Here is a 15,529-nt window from a genome sequence, read left to right on the forward strand (position 1 = left end):
CCTGAATAGGCTTCTTCTGCGCCTCGCGCGCAATTTCAATGTCCGATTTATAGCTCATTGGGCAAAACCCCCGGTTGAATTCCCTGCAAACCGGCGCAGCTGGGCCGGTGCTGGTCAATCCATACCGTTGTGTACAATCCCGATGGATAGAGATTCCGACATATTCAAGCCATGAAACGGCGTAGCGTCATTTCACCGGTTTCAAATCGAAAACGCTTGACGTTTAGGGCGCCCACGCCCGCTGATCTGGCACGAACAGGCTCATCTGGTCCCCCAACCGCAGCTGTCCGGGTCGTTCCACCCACGCAGTCACACCCCTTCGGCCCTGTGCTGCGGGCTTGAAGGACGCCCCGTACCCGGGTTGATCGGCTTCGATCTCACGACCGGGAATGACGCAGGGGCGGTTTTCCATATCCACGGTTATCGTGACACCGTCGCGGCCTTGCAAACGCGAGGATGGCGGAAGATGTGTAAAGTCCGGAATGCCGCGCAACAAGATGCTGACGCCCAGAAACGAAGGATCCAGCCGATCCAGCCCCATCTCTTTGGCTGTGGCGTCCATTTCCTCGGCGGATAGAACAGACAATTGGCGCACGTTCCGGATTTCGGTGCCTTGCGGATACAGATTCTTGACCCTGACACAAGAGGCCCGGTTGAGACCCTCGTGCCGTTCGCCTTTGTCCCCTGAGAATTCCAGCTTCAAAGCATCGACCGCTTTGGCCCGGATCGAGCCACCCGCGGGCACGTGACCCAGCCAAACAACTTCACCCGTGAACTCTGTTTCTCGCAATACCGGCATTTGAAATCCCCTTCGGCTGCGGGCCGTCAAAATCGTACTAAAAGTCAAACCAGTCCATTTGAAAAGCTGAAAAGAAAAGACCCGGGACTTGGCCCGGGTCTGATTTCTTTATGCCGATGGTTCTGGCTCCATCCCACCGTCGGGCGGGGTCTTTTTGACCTTGGTCTTGGGAATGGCGGTAACGCTGGGCGCGCTGCCTTCATCCGGTTTGTCACCCTCGTCATCACCATCGGTCGGCGATTCGCCATTCATGACGCGCTTGATCTCATCCCCGGTCAGGGTTTCGTATTCCAGCAAGCCTTGCGCCAGACGTTCCCATTCCTCGTTCTTGTCGGACAGGATCTTGCGCGCGCGCTCATAACCCTGCTGGATCAGGCGTTTCACCTCTTCCTCGATCAGCTCTTTGGTATGCGCTGAAACCGAGAAGCCAGCAGTGTTGCCCGAATAGCCGTCATGCGCCTCGGCATAATCAATGTTGCCGACCTTGTCAGACATACCCCAGCGCATCACCATGGCACGCGCCAACTGGCTGGCCTGCATGATGTCTCCGGCGGGGCCATTCGAGACGTGATCTTCACCGTATTTGATCACCTCGGCGGCTTTGCCTGCCATGGTCATGGCCAGCTTTTGCTCACATTCGTCGCGGTGATAGTTCAGACGGTCCATTTCCGGCAACGACACCACCATACCCAACGCGCCACCGCGCGGAATGATGGTCGCCTTGTAGACCGGATCGCACAGCGGCAGCGACAGTCCGACGACCGCGTGACCAGATTCGTGATAGGCGGTCTTTTCCTTCTGGTCTTGCGTCAGCACCATCGAACGGCGCTCGGCACCCATCATCACCTTGTCCTTGGCGTTCTCGAAGTCTTCCATTGTGACAAAGCGACGGCCAACGCGCGCCGCCATCAATGCGGCCTCGTTCACGAGGTTCGCCAGATCAGCGCCCGAGAAGCCCGGAGTACCACGCGCGATGATGCGCAGGTCGACATCGGGACCCAGAGGTGTCTTGCGCGCGTGCACGCCCAGGATCTTCTCACGGCCTTTGATGTCGGGGTTGCCGACGGTCACGTTGCGGTCAAAACGACCGGGGCGCAGCAGCGCAGGGTCCAGAACGTCCTTACGGTTGGTGGCCGCCAGAATGATCACACCCTCATTGGCTTCGAACCCGTCCATCTCAACCAGCAACTGGTTGAGGGTTTGTTCGCGTTCATCATTCCCGCCGCCGTAACCGGCACCACGATGGCGACCGACGGCGTCGATTTCGTCGATGAAGACAATACAGGGCGCATTCTTTTTAGCCTGTTCGAACATGTCACGCACACGGGATGCACCGACACCAACAAACATCTCAACAAAGTCAGAACCTGAGATGGTGAAGAACGGCACACCTGCCTCACCCGCAATCGCACGCGCCAGCAGCGTCTTACCGGTGCCCGGAGGGCCAACCAGCAGCGCGCCTTTCGGGATCTTACCGCCAAGGCGGCTGAACTTCTGCGGGTTACGCAGGAATTCCACGATCTCTTCCAGCTCTTCCTTGGCTTCATCGATGCCTGCGACATCGTCAAATGTCACGCGGCCATGCTTTTCGGTCAGCATCTTGGCCTTGGACTTGCCAAAGCCCATCGCGCCGCCTTTTCCACCGCCTTGCATCCGGTTCATGAAATAGACCCAGACACCAATAAGCAGCAGGAACGGCAGCAGCGTGATCAGGAACGACTGGAAACCGGATTGCTGCTGTTTCTCGGCGCGAACCGGAATGTTCTCGTCGATCAGCAGTTTGGTGACCTCGGCATCGCCGGGTTTGATGGTGACATAGTTGGCACCGCTTTGCGTGGTATAGCGAATCTGTTCGCCATCCAAGGTCACATTCTTGACTTCGTCGGCTTGAACGGCGGTTACGAAATCAGAATAAGTTCTTTCATTGCTCTGAAGTGTCCCGCCTGGTCCGCTGAACAAATTGAACAGTGCAAGGATCAGCAAAAACAGAACGACCCAGAAGGCGATGTTACGAGCGTTGCCCAAGGAAAGTCTCCCAAAAGATTTCGGCAGATGGGGGTCTGCCGGGTTGCTCTATAAAATAGAGATGATTCAAGGAGGTTCAATGCGATAAAAAAGAAGAATGAAACTCGGGCGTTCCGGGGGCCAATTCAGCCGTCCATCCATTCAACAATCTGGCGGTTGGAGCTGACACCAGTTCATCCCCCAGCCAAACAGCGGGTGAAGCCAACAAGACCTGACGTGGTTTACCCAAGTCCCGCCAATCTGGAACCCTAGGCAGGCCTTGCTCGCCTAATGGTCGGATTTGTACACCAGCGGTCGAAGGTCCTGACAGAATCCAGCGTTTGTCCCACGGCTCGCCGGGGCGCGCGATTTCGCCCTGAACGGCGTTTAGCTCTCTGCAAATCCACGTTTTATTGACCTTTGGGACAAACAAACAGCCATTGACCGACGTAGCGATACCCTCTTTAACAGCCTTCACAGCCTGATCCACCGACGTTTGGCGTGGTGGATACCCCGCTCCGGCAATCCATGCGATGCAGCCGATCACAAGCCGGCGCTGGATTTCCTGAGGCAAAGACTGAAAGGCGGTGCGATCCAAGCAAACATCACCGGTTTCCACCACGGCGATTTTTCGGGCGGATTCCTGCGTAAAACGCTCCAACGCCTCACGCGCCTGCGCAAGGTTTTCTGCGACTCGGGTCAAAGAACTGGCCGTGATCCCCAAATCCTTGAGGTCAGACAAGGCCTGCCGTGCCTTGATCCGGTCAAACCGGAGGTCCTGATTCGAGGGATCTTCGATCCAGCCAACTCCCTCACCAGACAGATAGCCACGCAATGCTTGCCTTGTTATACCAAGCATCGGCCGCAACATCGTCACGCCATCCAAAATCCGTTCAACCGGCATGCCCGACAGACCCGTAACACCAGCTGCGCGGCCCAGTCGCATCAGGAAGGTTTCGGCCTGATCATCCGCGGTGTGGCCTAACGCAATCGCGCTGATCGCATTGCGTGTGGCCCATTCGGTCAACATCCGATAACGCGCTTGTCTGGCCTGATCCTGAAGGTTCCCCTGACCGGCCCACTCTGTCCATTTCAACGTTTGATGCGTGATACCCATACGCGCGGCAAGCTCGCTTACTTCCTGCGCTTCGACTGCGGACTCGGGGCGCAAACAGTGGTCAACGGTCGCTGCGAACAGCTTAACCTGCTCGTTTTGGGCAATATCATTCAACAGCAAAAGCAGAGCGACAGAATCGCCCCCGCCAGAGACAGCCACACCCAGACGCGAAGGAAGGGTCTTGGGTAAACGCGCCCGAATCTCGGCCCGCAGTTCTTCAGCGTTTTCGGTCAAGAACAGCCCAGGCTTGCCATTTCCTGTGTGGCATTGGTGGCCGAGGCCGAAGACGGGAAGCGCACGCCCACCTCGCCCAGAGTGATGCAAGCCTGATCGGTCTGACCCAGACGCCCCAGCGCCGAACCCAACTCAAACAGCGCCTCGGGTGCGAATGCACCTTCGGAATCGCCGGTAAAGCTGGCCAGAAAGGCCCGCGCGGCCTCACGCGTGTCACCCATTCCAACAAGCGCGCGCCCCCGCTTCAGGTTGGCTTCGGGGGCCAGCGGACTGCCGGGATACGAGGTTTCGAATGTGGCGAACTGATCCGCTGCGGCCTGATAGTTGCCATCCGCCAGCGCCTGTGATGCCGCATCAAAGTCCGCGCGCTCACCCACTGCAAGTTCACCTTGATCGGTCGGTGCCGGTGCCGTCGGGTTTGCTGGTGTTGCGGGTGCAGCAGCGGTGATTTCGGTTTCGCCACCCAGGGTCGAGGTCTCGCCAAGCGTGCTGAGATCGCCACCTTCCAACTCAACCAAGCGGAATTCCAGATCGCCGATCCGGTTGGTTCCGTCGGTGACGATGTTTTGCACACGCTGGTTCAACTGCTCGGTCTGACGGGTAAGGCGCTGCAATTCAGCCTCAATGGCGTCAACACGTTCCAGAACGGAACTGCCAGCCAGATTGGGTGCCGGAGATCCGGTGGTTGAAAACTCGCGCTTGAGGCGCTGAACCTCGACGTGCAGCACCGTAAGCTCCTGACGGATATCCGCCAGGGTTTGCTGATCCTGTGCACTTGCCACGCCCGCAGTCGCCACGACCGCAGCCAGAACCCATCCTGCAATTCGCATCATCTTACCCCAAAGTTGAACCGGTCAGGACCGTCACCGAACGACGGTTTTTGGAATAGCATTCCTCGGTGCTGCAAATCTCGATCGGGCGTTCCTTGCCGAAACTGACGGTCGTCAATCGGTTGCCTGCAACCCCACGTGAAATCAGGTATTCACGCGCCGCATTCGCGCGACGTGCGCCCAGGGCCAAGTTATACTCGCGAGTACCCTGTTCGTCCGCGTGACCCTCGATCGTGGCGACGAAATCCGTATTGGCCAGTAGCCAGTCTGCCTGTCCTTGCAATATCGTCTGTGCCTGCCCGGTCAGGGTCGACTGATCGACTTCAAACAACACGCGGTCACCAACAGTTTGCTGGAAATAGGCCGGTGACTGGGGGTCGCTGGGCGAACCCGGCAGGATCGAACCGTTACCGCCCGCGCCACCGCCCAGTGCTGAAGGATCGTTATTGGTACAGGCGGCCAGTACACTTAGCACGCCCAATGCTATGACTTTGCTCAATACATTCATTTCAGGTGCCTCGTCGTTTTATTGCTTTATTGCTGTCTCTGTTATCACAGTGCAGGAATTTTGTGAACTTTTCCAACCCCCTGCCCCGATCACTTCTGTAGTGGCCCCCAAGATGGATCGCTGCCGCCATCCGGTGTACGCACCGGGCGCAGATTCCGACCCGAGATATCCACCGAATACAGTGTCGCCCGTCCGCTTGCGCCCTGCGATTCACGGGTGAACATGATGACACGCCCGTTCGGCGACCATGTTGGCCCCTCATCCAGAAAGGACGAGGTCAGCAGGCGTTCCTCGCTGCCGTCTGTCCGCATGACGCCGATATGGAACCGACCCTTGTTCTGTTTGGTAAAGGCGATCAGGTCACCACGCGGCGACCAGACCGGTGTACCATAACGCCCCTGTTTAAAGCTGATGCGGGTCGCCTCTCCGCCATTTGCGGGCATGATGTACAGTTGAGGTGTGCCAGAGCGGTCGCTTTCGAACACGATCTGCGACCCGTCCGGGGAATAGCTGGGCGCGGTCTCAATGGCAGGTGTGTTCGTTAGGCGCACGCTTTGGCCCGAGGCCAGATCCATTTTCCAAAGGTCCGTGTTGCCGCCCTGAATCAGCGAATAGACGATGGAGCGGCCATCCGGCGAAAAGCGCGGCGAAAAGCTCATGGTGCCGTCTTGTGTCTTCAGTTCGGTCCGTTTGACGCGATCAACGTCCAAAACATAAATGCGCGGCTGACCGGTTTCATAGCTGGTGTACAACAGCCGATCGCCCGAGGGCGAAAAGCGTGGCGCCAGAACAATCGCAGCGCTGTCGGTGAGGTACTGAACGTTCGCGCCGTCGTAGTCCATGATTGCCAGACGCTTCAGACGCTGGTTCTTTGGGCCGCTTTCGGACACAAACGCGACGCGGCTGTCAAAGTAACCGCTCTCGCCGGTCACTCGGGTATAAACCTGATCGGCCACTTTGTGTGCCATGCGCCGCCAGCCATCTGTGGTGCCGGAAAACTGCAGACCATTGCCCAATTCCTGACCCGAGAACACGTCCCAAACGCGAAATCGCACAGTCAGGCGCTTGCCAGAGACGTTGACTGCACCTGTCACCAAGGCCTCGGCATTGATGGCCTTCCAATCGGCAAATTGCACAGGGGCTTCGAAACTGCTGACCCGGCTGATGAATGCGTCTGAAGAAATTTCACGGAACAGCCCGGTTCCGGTCAGATCCGCCGCTACGACGCGCGATAAGTCGTTTGCGTATTGTGTGGCTGCTGGCCCGTCGGGCACGAAATTTGGCACCGCAAAAGGCAAGGGTTCAATAATCCCCTGATCCAGCTCAAGACGCAGGGGTCCGCTTTGCGCATACACTGGCGCTGCCAAAACTGTCAGGCCAAGCAAAAGGCTGGTCAGAAATCTCATCATTTGATCCGCATCCTCTCGGGATTGAATGTAATCTCAATATCCCGCCATTGATCGTATTTGTCAGTAGGCAGGGTGTATCCTTTGGCCCCGCAGCGCAAAATCGCTCGCCGGGCGGCCTCGTAGGCTTGTCTTGCAGACGCGTCAGTCCCGCCGGAACTGTCGATCATTTGCAGTGTACCGCCGAGCACCTTGCCATCCGGTGTCAGCGAGAACCCGACCACAACGACCGTTTGCAGTGCGTCCGTGGACAGAGAACCAACGTTCCAGCACTTCGACACAGCCAGTCGCATAGCATCCTTCTCACCCGCAGTCAGGGGTGGGCCAGACGGTTCGCTGCTCTGCCCCAGCGCCTCGGCCAGTGCGTCGTTGATCGCGGTTTCATCACTTGGCGCGGGCTCTGGTTCGGTCGGTTCTTCGGTCTCGGCCACTTCAGGCTCTGCCGGGGGCGTCGGTCGGTTCGGTCGCACCAGCGGACGCGGAGAGCTGCGCGGCGCATATTCCTTGGCTTCTTCCGCCTCGGTCACGATTTCATCCGTGGCCTCTTCGGGTGCCGTTTGATCCTGCTGTTCTTGCTGAGTTTCAGCTCCCTCGTCCAGCGATACAGCCGGGGATTCAATATCATCTGGTGCGGCTTCAGGCGGCGGCGGCGCGACAGGTTCAGGCGCTACTTTATCCGCAGGCCGCGGCTGTGCCTCGGGCCCTGGCGGGGTGGGCAAAACGACGGCCTCGGGTTCTGGGGGGGCCAATTCGGGGGGCTGTTCGATCACGACCGGTTCGGGTGGGGGGGCCAGTGGTTCTGGTTCCAGCTCTGGCTCTGGTTCATTTGGCTCAGACACTTCAGGTGTCGGAGGTTCCTGCTCCACCGGTTCAGGGGTGGGGATTTCCTCTTCGGGCGCATCGGGCTGTTGCAGGGCAGTTGGCGTAGGCAGCTCAGGCGCCTCACTCTGAGCCGTCATTGCTGCGAACTGTTCAGCCGAGATCACCGAGATATCCTGAACAGGCATAGGCAATGGTTCGGACCGAAAGGTGCCGCCAAACAAAGCCCACGAAATCAAACTGACATGGGCAATTGCCGAGATCTTGGTGCCGGTATCCACCGCGCGGCCTCACTCTCCACCTTCGTCCAGCGCGGGGCCGCCGGTGTCGGTCACCAGCCCCACATTGGAAAACCCACCTGCATTCAGCGCACCCATAACCTGCATAACCTGCGCATAAGGGATCGCACCATCCGCGCGCAGGAACACCCGGTCACTGCTGCGTTCTGCCGCAATGGCGCGCAGCTTGCCAATCAACTCTTCGCGGGCAACATCGGTGGTTTGAATCTGAATGCGCCCTTCTGCAGTCATCGTGACTGTCAGCGGTTCTTCGTTATCGCCCGGCAATGCGCTTGCCGCCGTCTTGGGTAAGTCCACCGGCACGCCAACGGTTAGCAGCGGTGCCGCAACCATAAAGATAATCAGCAACACCAACATAACGTCTACAAAAGGCGTCACGTTGATCTCGGCCATCGGCTGCGCCCGCCCGCGACGACGGCCGCGTCTGCGCCCGTTCCCGCCTCCGTTCTGCTGAACCGCCGCACCCATCTTAGCTGTCCAACTGACGCGACAGAATGGTGGCGAACTCGTCGGCAAAAGCCTCGTAGCCAGCCACGATCCGATCACTGTCTGAACTGAGCTTGTTGTAGAAAATTACCGCCGGGATCGCAGCCAACAGACCCAGGCCCGTGGCCAAAAGCGCTTCGGCAATGCCGGGTGCCACAACGGCCAGGTTGGTGTTTTGCTGCTCGGCAATCTCAATAAACGCGTTCATGATGCCCCAAACGGTCCCGAACAGGCCAATGAACGGCGCGGTCGAGCCCACCGTCGCCAAAATGGGCAAACCTTTTTGCAGTGTCTCGGACTCTTTGGCGATTGCCACGTCCATCGAGCGGTCAATCCGCGCAGTGGCCCCCGCGATCAGCCCGCCATCCGTTCGGTGCGACCTGCGCCATTCGATCATGCCAGCGGCAAAAATCTTCTCGGAACTGCCGTCGGGCTGCGATCCGATATGCTCGAACAGCTCGTCCAGCGGGTTGCCGGACCAGAAGGCCTCGTCAAACACCTGCGCCTCGCGGCGGGCCGCGCGATAGTTGATCAATTTCTGAATGATAATCGCCCAAGACCAGATGGATGCAGCGATCAGCATCAACATCACCAGTTTGACGACAAAGGTCGCGCGGGCATACAGCCCCCACATGGAGAAATCGATCTCCTGCGCCAGCGCCAGCGTTTCAGCTTCCATGAACCTGCTCTTTGTTTTCTGCCTGACGGCCGTTCGTTTGGCCTTGTTTTTCCAAACGCTATCGCAGTTGGTTACGAAAAGCCAACATAACCACCCCAGACCGACAAATTGTTACATCAATGCGCGAATCTCTGCCGGAAGGCGGACCGGCTTGCCCTGCGCATTCATGCAAACAGCAGTCACCGAGGCGCGGAAGATCTCGGTCTCCCCCCTCTTGACCAACTGGCCCATGGTCAGCCGCACACCAGAGATTGACGACAGCCAAGTTTCAACGATCAGCTCATCATCGAACTTCGCGGGCGCGACGTAATCGGCTTCGATCCGGCGCACGACCCAGACGATTCCGCCATCGCGCATCGCGTTCTGATCATTGCCTAGACGGCGCACATAGTCTGACCGCGCGCGTTCAATAAACTTGAGGTAATTCGCGTGGTATACGACCCCGCCCATATCGGTGTCTTCATAGTAAACCCGGATCGGAAAGATATGCTTGTGGGGCGCATCAGCTTCATTGGCCATGATATCAGGTCCGGTCTCTCAAATATGTAACGCGCGGGGCAAATCCTGCTTTGAAACAGATGCATGGTTGCCGCGGTTCCTGCAATCCCTTGTGGGAACAAAGTTCCCACCTTCCCAAGTCCGCTATCGAAATTCGAAGATTTGCCCTCTAGGCTTTCATACATACCAAGTGAATCCGACAGGAGTTTCAATGGCTAAAGGACCAAAAGAAGAGAGGATGTTCTTTCTTCCAGTCCTTCAGGGCATCTTGCCGTTCGACCGCGCGAACTTGCCTGCGGAAGTTTTGGCAGGCCTGACCTTTGCCTGCCTCGCGATCCCCGAGGTCATGGGCTATACCAAAATCGCAGGCACGCCGGTTGTGACTGGGTTGTACACCATCCTTGTCCCAATGGCGCTTTTCGCGCTGTTCGGTTCGTCCCGCCATCTTGTGGTGGGTGCGGATTCTGCCACGGCGGCGATTACGGCCTCAGCCCTGGCTGGCATGGCAGTGTCGGGTTCGTCCGAGTATCTGGCGCTGGCGTCCCTGTTGGCGCTGATGGCAGCTGTTCTTCTGATTGCCGCACGCCTCATCAGCTTGGGGTTTTTGGCTGATTTCCTATCCCGGACAGTTCTTGTCGGGTTCCTGACAGGCGTGGGCATTCAGGTCGCAACCGGTGAAATCCCGGGGCTTTTGGGGATCGAAAGCGACGGTCACGGGACCATTGCCAAGCTACAGGCAGTCTTTCAGAGCATTGGTCAGACAAGCTGGCCCACATTGGCGGTTTCAGCAGCAGTTCTGCTGATCGTTGTCGGATGCCGTCGTCTATCCCCAAAACTGCCCGGCCCGCTGTTTGCCATACTCGGGGTGATACTATGCAGCTGGGCCTTTCAATTTTCGGCGTCCGGCATCGCAGTACTGGGCTCGGTTCCCAGCGGCCTGCCAGCGCTGTCGATCCCAAACGTGGATTGGAGCTGGACGCTGTTCAAACAACTGCTGCCAACCGCGCTGTCCATTTTCGTTGTGATACTGGCCCAAAGCGCCGCGACCTCGCGGGCCTACGCGGCACGTTACGAAGAAAATTTCAGCGAGAACACGGACCTTGTTGGGCTGGGTCTAGCCAATCTTGGGGCAGCCTTCACGGGCACATTCGTTGTAAATGGCAGCCCGACAAAAACCGAGATGGTGGCTAGCGCCGGTGGCCGCAGTCAGGTGGCACAACTGACGACCGTCTTGATCGTCTTGGTGGTCATCCTCTTCTTGACGGGCCCACTTGCCTACTTGCCCAATGCGGCGCTGTCTGCCGTCGTGTTTCTGATCGGTGTGAAACTTATCGACCTGAAAGGCCTGATTGCAATCTACAGGCAAGCCCGGTCCGAATTCTGGATTACTGTCGCCACGGCTGCAGTTGTCGTTATCGTTGGGGTCGAACAAGGCATCATCTTTGCAATGGTGCTGTCATTGATCGACCATACCCGCCGTGGGTACCGCCCCAAAAATTCAGTGATCGTCAAAACCAAAGACGGTGGTTGGCATTCGAAACCCATTACTGCACCGAACCAATTCGAACCCGGGCTTGTAATCTATCGCTTCTCTCACAGCCTGTATTACGCGAATGCACAGCGGCTTTCGGATGAGATTGCGACAATCACCCGTGATTCAGATAACAAAGTACGTTGGTTCTGTATCGAGGCTTCGGCCATTGATGACGTGGATTTCACGGCAGGCTATACGCTGCGCAATGTTCTAAAGATCCTGCAGGCAAAGAACATCAAGATGGTTTTCCTACTGGTCGACCCCCACGTGCGGTCAGAGCTGGACAGATACGGGGTTACGGATTTGGTGGGTAGTGATGCCTTTTACGACGCGGGAAGCGACCTATTGACTGCCTTTCAACACCGAAACGACTCCAAATCGTAGATAGCCTCTATCGGTCTTAAGACTACGCCTGCAACCGCGCGAACAGTCGCAAAGCGTGCGCCGGATCCTGCGAAGCTCCCGGCAATACCGGATCGTATGCTGCGCGGATCAACCCGGCGATCTCCGGGCGCAAGATCGTCGCCTCGCCCGCGACCGCCAGCGGCGACTGCGTTCGAAAAGCGGTGTCGGACCACAACAGGATGGTCTGTACTACCTGACTAAGTGCCAGAGTCTCAGCCGGAACCTTGGACAGCTCTTCGTCCATTCGCAGAAAAACAAACGCGGCCCGGATCGCACCGTCTTCCTCAAAGCGGAACACCCGGTATTGATTTGCATCCGCCGCGATCAGTCGGTCGACTAACGGCGCAAGATCGGGAACCAGCCGATCCAGATCGGGAACTTCCAGCAGTTCCTTCCAGTCGCGGAAAAAGAACACCATGCAATTCGCACCAAGTTCTGGATCCGTTTCGGCCATCTTATGATCGGCCAAGCTGACTACGGCCTCGAATGCGCCCTTGATGGTGGTCAGAGTTTCCTCCTCGACCCCAAAGACGATAGGCACGATGGGCCGACCCCAACGCGCGAACAGAAACTCTCCGTTTTCACGGGTGAACAACGACTGAATGTCTTCGGGGGTCACGCCCAATCCTTCATCTTTTCGAAAGTACTCTTGCCGAAGGCATAAAATCTAAAGGCCTCAGCTTCAACCAAACAGATCGCTCTGGCCCTTTGGTGCCGCCATTCCCAGATGCGTCCAAGCCTTCTGCGCCAACATCCGACCGCGTGGCGTGCGCTGGATCAGACCTTGCTGCAACAAATAGGGCTCGATCACGTCCTCCAGCGAATCGCGACTTTCCGACAACGCAGCCGACAGGGTCTCAATCCCGACCGGACCACCGGCATAGTTCTCAGCGATCAGCTTGAGGTATCGCCGGTCGGCACCATCCAAGCCCAGATTATCCACACCCAACCGCGTCAGCGCGCCATCCGCCAGATCCAGGGTGATACGTCCATCGCCCTCGACGATGGCGAAATCCACCACCCGTCGCAGCAATCGCCCCGCGATCCGCGGGGTCCCGCGCGATCGGCGCGCAATCTCTCGGGCACCAGCATCATCAGCAGGCGCGCCCAGTTTGCGGGCGTTGCGCGTAACGATCTCGTGCAACTCGTCCACCGTGTAGAACTGCAACCGCGTCGGAATGCCAAATCGGTCACGCAATGGGGTGGTTAGCAAGCCCATCCGCGTCGTTGCTCCGACCAAAGTAAACGGCTGCAGCTCAATCCGCACAGTCCGCGCTGCCGGGCCTTCGCCGATCACCAGATCCAGCTCGAAATCCTCCATCGCCGGATACAGAACCTCTTCGACGGCCGGGTTCAGACGGTGGATTTCGTCGATGAACAACACATCGCGGGATTCCAGATTGGTCAGGATTGCCGCCAGATCACCGGCTTTGGCCAGAACCGGCCCCGATGTCATGCGGAAATTCACCCCCAGCTCGCGCGCCATGATTTGCGCCAGCGTTGTTTTACCCAGACCCGGAGGGCCATGAAACAGCGTGTGATCCATCGCCTCGCTCCGCATACGCGCGGATTGGATAAAGATGCGCAGATTGGCCCGCGCCTCGGCCTGACCGATGAATTCGTCCAGCCCCTGCGGGCGCAGGGCGCGGTCGTTATCCTCGGGCAAGGGATCGGGGCGCAATGTGGGATCGGCGTCTACCATTCAGTTACCCTTTCGGAGCCAGCAACTTGAGCGCCGCCCGGATCAATTCAGCCTCGCCTGCATCCGGCAGGCTGGCGGCCGCTTCGGCCACGGCCGAGGCCGCCTCGGATGGTCCGTACCCTAAATTGCCAAGGGCTGACAGTGCCCCCGCCGAAGCTGCGGCAGACCCCGAGGCAGGTTTGGTCGCCCGCTTGGTCGCAGGTGCCGGTTCAGACAGCTCTACGACTTCCAATCCGGGGCCGTCCATCGCTTCGGTCACGGTCCCGCCCATCGCCATCACACCCGGCGCTTTGTCTTTTAGATCCAGCACGATCCGCTGCGCCGTCTTTGGGCCCACGCCTTTCGCCGCTTTGACGGCACCCCAATCCCCAAGCGCAATGGCCCGGCTGACCCCATCCGGACCCAACGCGGACAGAATGGCGAGCGAGACCTTGGCCCCAACGCCCTGAACCGAACACAGCAGGCGATGCCATTCCTTTTCGACAAGGGACAAAAACCCAAAAAGCTGCATCAGGTCCTCGCGCACCACCATATCGGTATAAATCGAGACAGCCTCGCCAACACCAGGCAGCGCGGCCATAGTCCGGTCCGAGCAGTAAACGAGGTATCCGACCCCACGCACGTCAATCAACACGTGATCCGCTGCGCGATAGTCCAATCGTCCGGTTAGTTTCCCGATCATGCCCGCACCTCTTTCACGCGCGCCTGCGGCGCTGCGCCGTAATATGAATGACAGATGGCAATCGCCAGCGCATCCGCGGCATCCGCCCCTTTGGGCTTACAGCCCGGCAGTTGCAATTTGACCATATGAAGAACCTGCTCTTTCTCGGCATGCCCAACGCCCACAACCGTTTTCTTAACCCGGTTGGGCGCGTATTCACCCACGGGCAGCCCTGCTTGCGCCAGCGTCAACAACGCCACACCACGCGCCTGACCCAGCTTCAGCGTACCAGCCCCATCCTTGTTGACGAAGGTCTGTTCGATGGCCGCCTGATCGGGCTGATGTTCTGCAATGACTTCGACGATTTGATTGTAGAGAGACAGCAAACGCTCGCCCAAATCGTCCCCGTCAGACTTGCACAGTCCATTGGCGACGTGGCTCAGGCGGCTGCCATGCGATTCGATGACGCCCCATCCCAGGGTCCTAAGCCCCGGATCAATGCCCAAAATCCGCATATTTCGCCTCGGCCTGCTCGAGTTTTTGTGATCTTTTTTACGGATTAGCACGAAGCGTGAACATTTTCCAAGCGAATTGACAGAGAGTACAAAAACGACAGACCTGCTTCACACGCGACAAAACGGCCAATTTGCGACAGGCAAAAGTCTGAAATCGACACGTTTCATGAAGCAAAAATGGCCAATAAATTAAGGGGTTCTAATGAATCTTGAGCTCTGCAAAAAACGCATAGGACAGTTGCAATTTCCGCACTTGCACAGCCGATTTGGCGGCACTAGATGCCGCTCAGATCGAACGATCAAAACGTAAACTTAAACCAGAAGGAAACAGGATATGGCTGCACTGGACACCACCCGCACCACCACCGGCTCATTCGGCCTCGTCGGCCGTATCGGCGCATATTTCGCATCGGTCGTGAACGCCGTTGTCGAATGGAATGACGCCCGCGTGACGCGTAACACGCTGAGCGGTCTGACAGATCGCGAGCTGGAAGATATCGGACTGTGCCGTGGCGATATTGACGTCGTGGCCGATGGTCGTAGTTAAGATTTAACACACCCACTCATGTGCCCCTTCCCTCCCTCGGGGGCAAAGCAGAACGCCGCGCATGCAGAATGCGCGGCGTTTCTGATTCTTTGGCCGGATGTCAGGGCAGCAGCCGTGCCAGCTGTTCCGAAAGCATCAGCGATACCGGGTCGATTTGCATCACCCAGGCACCGGCTTGTTCAACCGAGGTGCCCTCGTTCAATGCGTCAACCCTGTATTGATAGCCCGAAGGCCCAAGGCTGGTGAGCAAGAACGTCTTGAATGCAAACAACCCAAGCAGACACATCAGAAGAACCTTAAGGGGTAAAGCCGACTTCACCCTCTGCGGTTTCATCACAACCAACCCGTCCTTGCGCATCGTCGCGCGATAGCCACGGCTTAGTTTTGCGTGCTTCTTACTCAGGCGATTCACGCGCTGATCAAATTCCAGTTGTTTTCCCGTCATGGCAGCCTCCAAACCGCCCCCCGATTCCAGGTTAAGACGGT

The 15,529-nt window shown here is 58.0% G+C and carries 17 protein-coding genes; 2 read left to right on the forward strand and 15 right to left on the reverse strand.

Features of this window, described 5'->3' with window-relative positions; all coding sequences use genetic code 11:
• Nucleotides 1–223: 223 nt before the first annotated feature.
• From AC2FJE_RS18395 to ybgC, 10 genes are all read right to left on the reverse strand, one after another.
• Nucleotides 224–799, reverse strand: coding sequence for an MOSC domain-containing protein (locus AC2FJE_RS18395; RefSeq protein WP_282170797.1), 576 nt, complete (start codon nt 797–799; stop codon nt 224–226).
• A 108-nt stretch (nt 800–907) separates the two neighbouring features.
• Nucleotides 908–2,824, reverse strand: a complete 1,917-nt coding sequence (gene ftsH, locus AC2FJE_RS18400) for an ATP-dependent zinc metalloprotease FtsH (protein ID WP_496761274.1) — start codon at nt 2,822–2,824, stop codon at nt 908–910.
• A gap of 76 nt (nt 2,825–2,900) precedes the next feature.
• Nucleotides 2,901–4,154, reverse strand: coding sequence for a tRNA lysidine(34) synthetase TilS (tilS, locus tag AC2FJE_RS18405; protein ID WP_496757517.1), 1,254 nt, complete (start codon nt 4,152–4,154; stop codon nt 2,901–2,903).
• The gene (gene ybgF / locus AC2FJE_RS18410) at nt 4,151–4,984 is read right to left on the reverse strand and encodes a tol-pal system protein YbgF (protein WP_282170795.1); all 834 of its coding nucleotides are present in this window, start codon (nt 4,982–4,984) and stop codon (nt 4,151–4,153) included. Before ybgF ends, tilS begins: the two co-directional genes overlap by 4 nt.
• Before the next feature lie 4 nt (nt 4,985–4,988).
• Nucleotides 4,989–5,492, reverse strand: a complete 504-nt coding sequence (gene pal / locus AC2FJE_RS18415) for a peptidoglycan-associated lipoprotein Pal (RefSeq protein ID WP_108861019.1) — start codon at nt 5,490–5,492, stop codon at nt 4,989–4,991.
• A gap of 89 nt (nt 5,493–5,581) precedes the next feature.
• Nucleotides 5,582–6,901 carry a Tol-Pal system beta propeller repeat protein TolB gene (gene tolB / locus AC2FJE_RS18420; RefSeq protein ID WP_282120665.1) on the reverse strand — a complete coding sequence of 440 codons (1,320 nt, stop codon included), beginning with the start codon at nt 6,899–6,901 and terminating at the stop codon, nt 5,582–5,584.
• Nucleotides 6,898–7,998 (reverse strand): cell envelope integrity protein TolA, encoded by a 1,101-nt coding sequence (tolA, locus tag AC2FJE_RS18425; protein WP_282152576.1) that lies wholly within the window; start codon nt 7,996–7,998, stop codon nt 6,898–6,900. Before tolA ends, tolB begins: the two co-directional genes overlap by 4 nt.
• A 9-nt stretch (nt 7,999–8,007) precedes the next feature.
• Nucleotides 8,008–8,484: a protein TolR gene (gene tolR, locus AC2FJE_RS18430; RefSeq protein ID WP_058273222.1), complete on the reverse strand. Its 477-nt coding sequence runs from the start codon at nt 8,482–8,484 to the stop codon at nt 8,008–8,010.
• Nucleotide 8,485: 1 nt separating this feature from the next.
• Entirely contained in the window at nt 8,486–9,181 is a 696-nt protein-coding gene (gene tolQ / locus AC2FJE_RS18435; RefSeq protein WP_058279518.1) for a protein TolQ, read from the reverse strand.
• 111 nt (nt 9,182–9,292) lie between these two features.
• The gene (ybgC, locus tag AC2FJE_RS18440; RefSeq protein ID WP_058273220.1) at nt 9,293–9,700 is read right to left on the reverse strand and encodes a tol-pal system-associated acyl-CoA thioesterase; all 408 of its coding nucleotides are present in this window, start codon (nt 9,698–9,700) and stop codon (nt 9,293–9,295) included.
• A 190-nt stretch (nt 9,701–9,890) separates the two neighbouring features.
• Here ybgC and AC2FJE_RS18445 point away from each other — a divergent pair, with 190 nt between their 5' ends.
• Nucleotides 9,891–11,597 (forward strand): SulP family inorganic anion transporter, encoded by a 1,707-nt coding sequence (locus tag AC2FJE_RS18445; RefSeq protein WP_496757530.1) that lies wholly within the window; start codon nt 9,891–9,893, stop codon nt 11,595–11,597.
• A 22-nt stretch (nt 11,598–11,619) separates the two neighbouring features.
• Here AC2FJE_RS18445 and AC2FJE_RS18450 read toward each other — a convergent pair whose 3' ends face one another.
• The 4 genes from AC2FJE_RS18450 to ruvC all read right to left on the reverse strand — a co-directional run bounded on the left by AC2FJE_RS18450 (nt 11,620) and on the right by ruvC (nt 14,496).
• Nucleotides 11,620–12,237, reverse strand: coding sequence for a hypothetical protein (locus AC2FJE_RS18450; protein ID WP_472724244.1), 618 nt, complete (start codon nt 12,235–12,237; stop codon nt 11,620–11,622).
• A gap of 63 nt (nt 12,238–12,300) precedes the next feature.
• Nucleotides 12,301–13,320 carry a Holliday junction branch migration DNA helicase RuvB gene (ruvB, locus tag AC2FJE_RS18455; protein WP_109312604.1) on the reverse strand — a complete coding sequence of 340 codons (1,020 nt, stop codon included), beginning with the start codon at nt 13,318–13,320 and terminating at the stop codon, nt 12,301–12,303.
• Nucleotides 13,321–13,324: 4 nt separating this feature from the next.
• Complete coding sequence (gene ruvA, locus AC2FJE_RS18460) at nt 13,325–14,002, reverse strand: Holliday junction branch migration protein RuvA (RefSeq protein WP_282170789.1); 678 nt, start codon at nt 14,000–14,002, stop codon at nt 13,325–13,327.
• Nucleotides 13,999–14,496 (reverse strand): crossover junction endodeoxyribonuclease RuvC, encoded by a 498-nt coding sequence (gene ruvC, locus AC2FJE_RS18465; protein ID WP_058273216.1) that lies wholly within the window; start codon nt 14,494–14,496, stop codon nt 13,999–14,001. The genes ruvA and ruvC overlap by 4 nt, the downstream gene beginning before the upstream one ends.
• Nucleotides 14,497–14,830: 334 nt before the next feature.
• Here ruvC and AC2FJE_RS18470 point away from each other — a divergent pair, with 334 nt between their 5' ends.
• A complete protein-coding gene (locus tag AC2FJE_RS18470) occupies nt 14,831–15,043 on the forward strand; it encodes a DUF1127 domain-containing protein (protein WP_282152580.1) in 213 nt (70 codons plus the stop codon).
• A gap of 100 nt (nt 15,044–15,143) precedes the next feature.
• On the opposite strand, the gene AC2FJE_RS18475 is transcribed toward AC2FJE_RS18470, so the two are convergent.
• Nucleotides 15,144–15,488, reverse strand: a complete 345-nt coding sequence (locus AC2FJE_RS18475) for a hypothetical protein (protein WP_109312601.1) — start codon at nt 15,486–15,488, stop codon at nt 15,144–15,146.
• Nucleotides 15,489–15,529 lie beyond the last annotated feature (41 nt).

The sequence above is a fragment of the Ruegeria sp. CDSC002 genome (assembly GCF_059610905.1).

Bases quoted from the DNA above. Each gene is read 5' to 3' on its own strand.
- AC2FJE_RS18395 (WP_282170797.1), bottom strand. From the start codon at position 799: ATGCCGGTATTGCGAGAAACAGAGTTCACGGGTGAAGTTGTTTGGCTG.
- ybgF (WP_282170795.1), bottom strand. From the start codon at position 4,984: ATGCGAATTGCAGGATGGGTTCTGGCTGCGGTCGTGGCGACTGCGGGC.
- pal (WP_108861019.1), bottom strand. From the start codon at position 5,492: ATGAATGTATTGAGCAAAGTCATAGCATTGGGCGTGCTAAGTGTACTG.
- tolB (WP_282120665.1), bottom strand. From the start codon at position 6,901: ATGATGAGATTTCTGACCAGCCTTTTGCTTGGCCTGACAGTTTTGGCA.
- tolR (WP_058273222.1), bottom strand. From the start codon at position 8,484: ATGGGTGCGGCGGTTCAGCAGAACGGAGGCGGGAACGGGCGCAGACGC.
- tolQ (WP_058279518.1), bottom strand. From the start codon at position 9,181: ATGGAAGCTGAAACGCTGGCGCTGGCGCAGGAGATCGATTTCTCCATG.
- ybgC (WP_058273220.1), bottom strand. From the start codon at position 9,700: ATGGCCAATGAAGCTGATGCGCCCCACAAGCATATCTTTCCGATCCGG.
- AC2FJE_RS18445 (WP_496757530.1), top strand. From the start codon at position 9,891: ATGGCTAAAGGACCAAAAGAAGAGAGGATGTTCTTTCTTCCAGTCCTT.
- ruvB (WP_109312604.1), bottom strand. From the start codon at position 13,320: ATGGTAGACGCCGATCCCACATTGCGCCCCGATCCCTTGCCCGAGGAT.
- ruvA (WP_282170789.1), bottom strand. From the start codon at position 14,002: ATGATCGGGAAACTAACCGGACGATTGGACTATCGCGCAGCGGATCAC.
- ruvC (WP_058273216.1), bottom strand. From the start codon at position 14,496: ATGCGGATTTTGGGCATTGATCCGGGGCTTAGGACCCTGGGATGGGGC.
- AC2FJE_RS18470 (WP_282152580.1), top strand. From the start codon at position 14,831: ATGGCTGCACTGGACACCACCCGCACCACCACCGGCTCATTCGGCCTC.
- AC2FJE_RS18475 (WP_109312601.1), bottom strand. From the start codon at position 15,488: ATGACGGGAAAACAACTGGAATTTGATCAGCGCGTGAATCGCCTGAGT.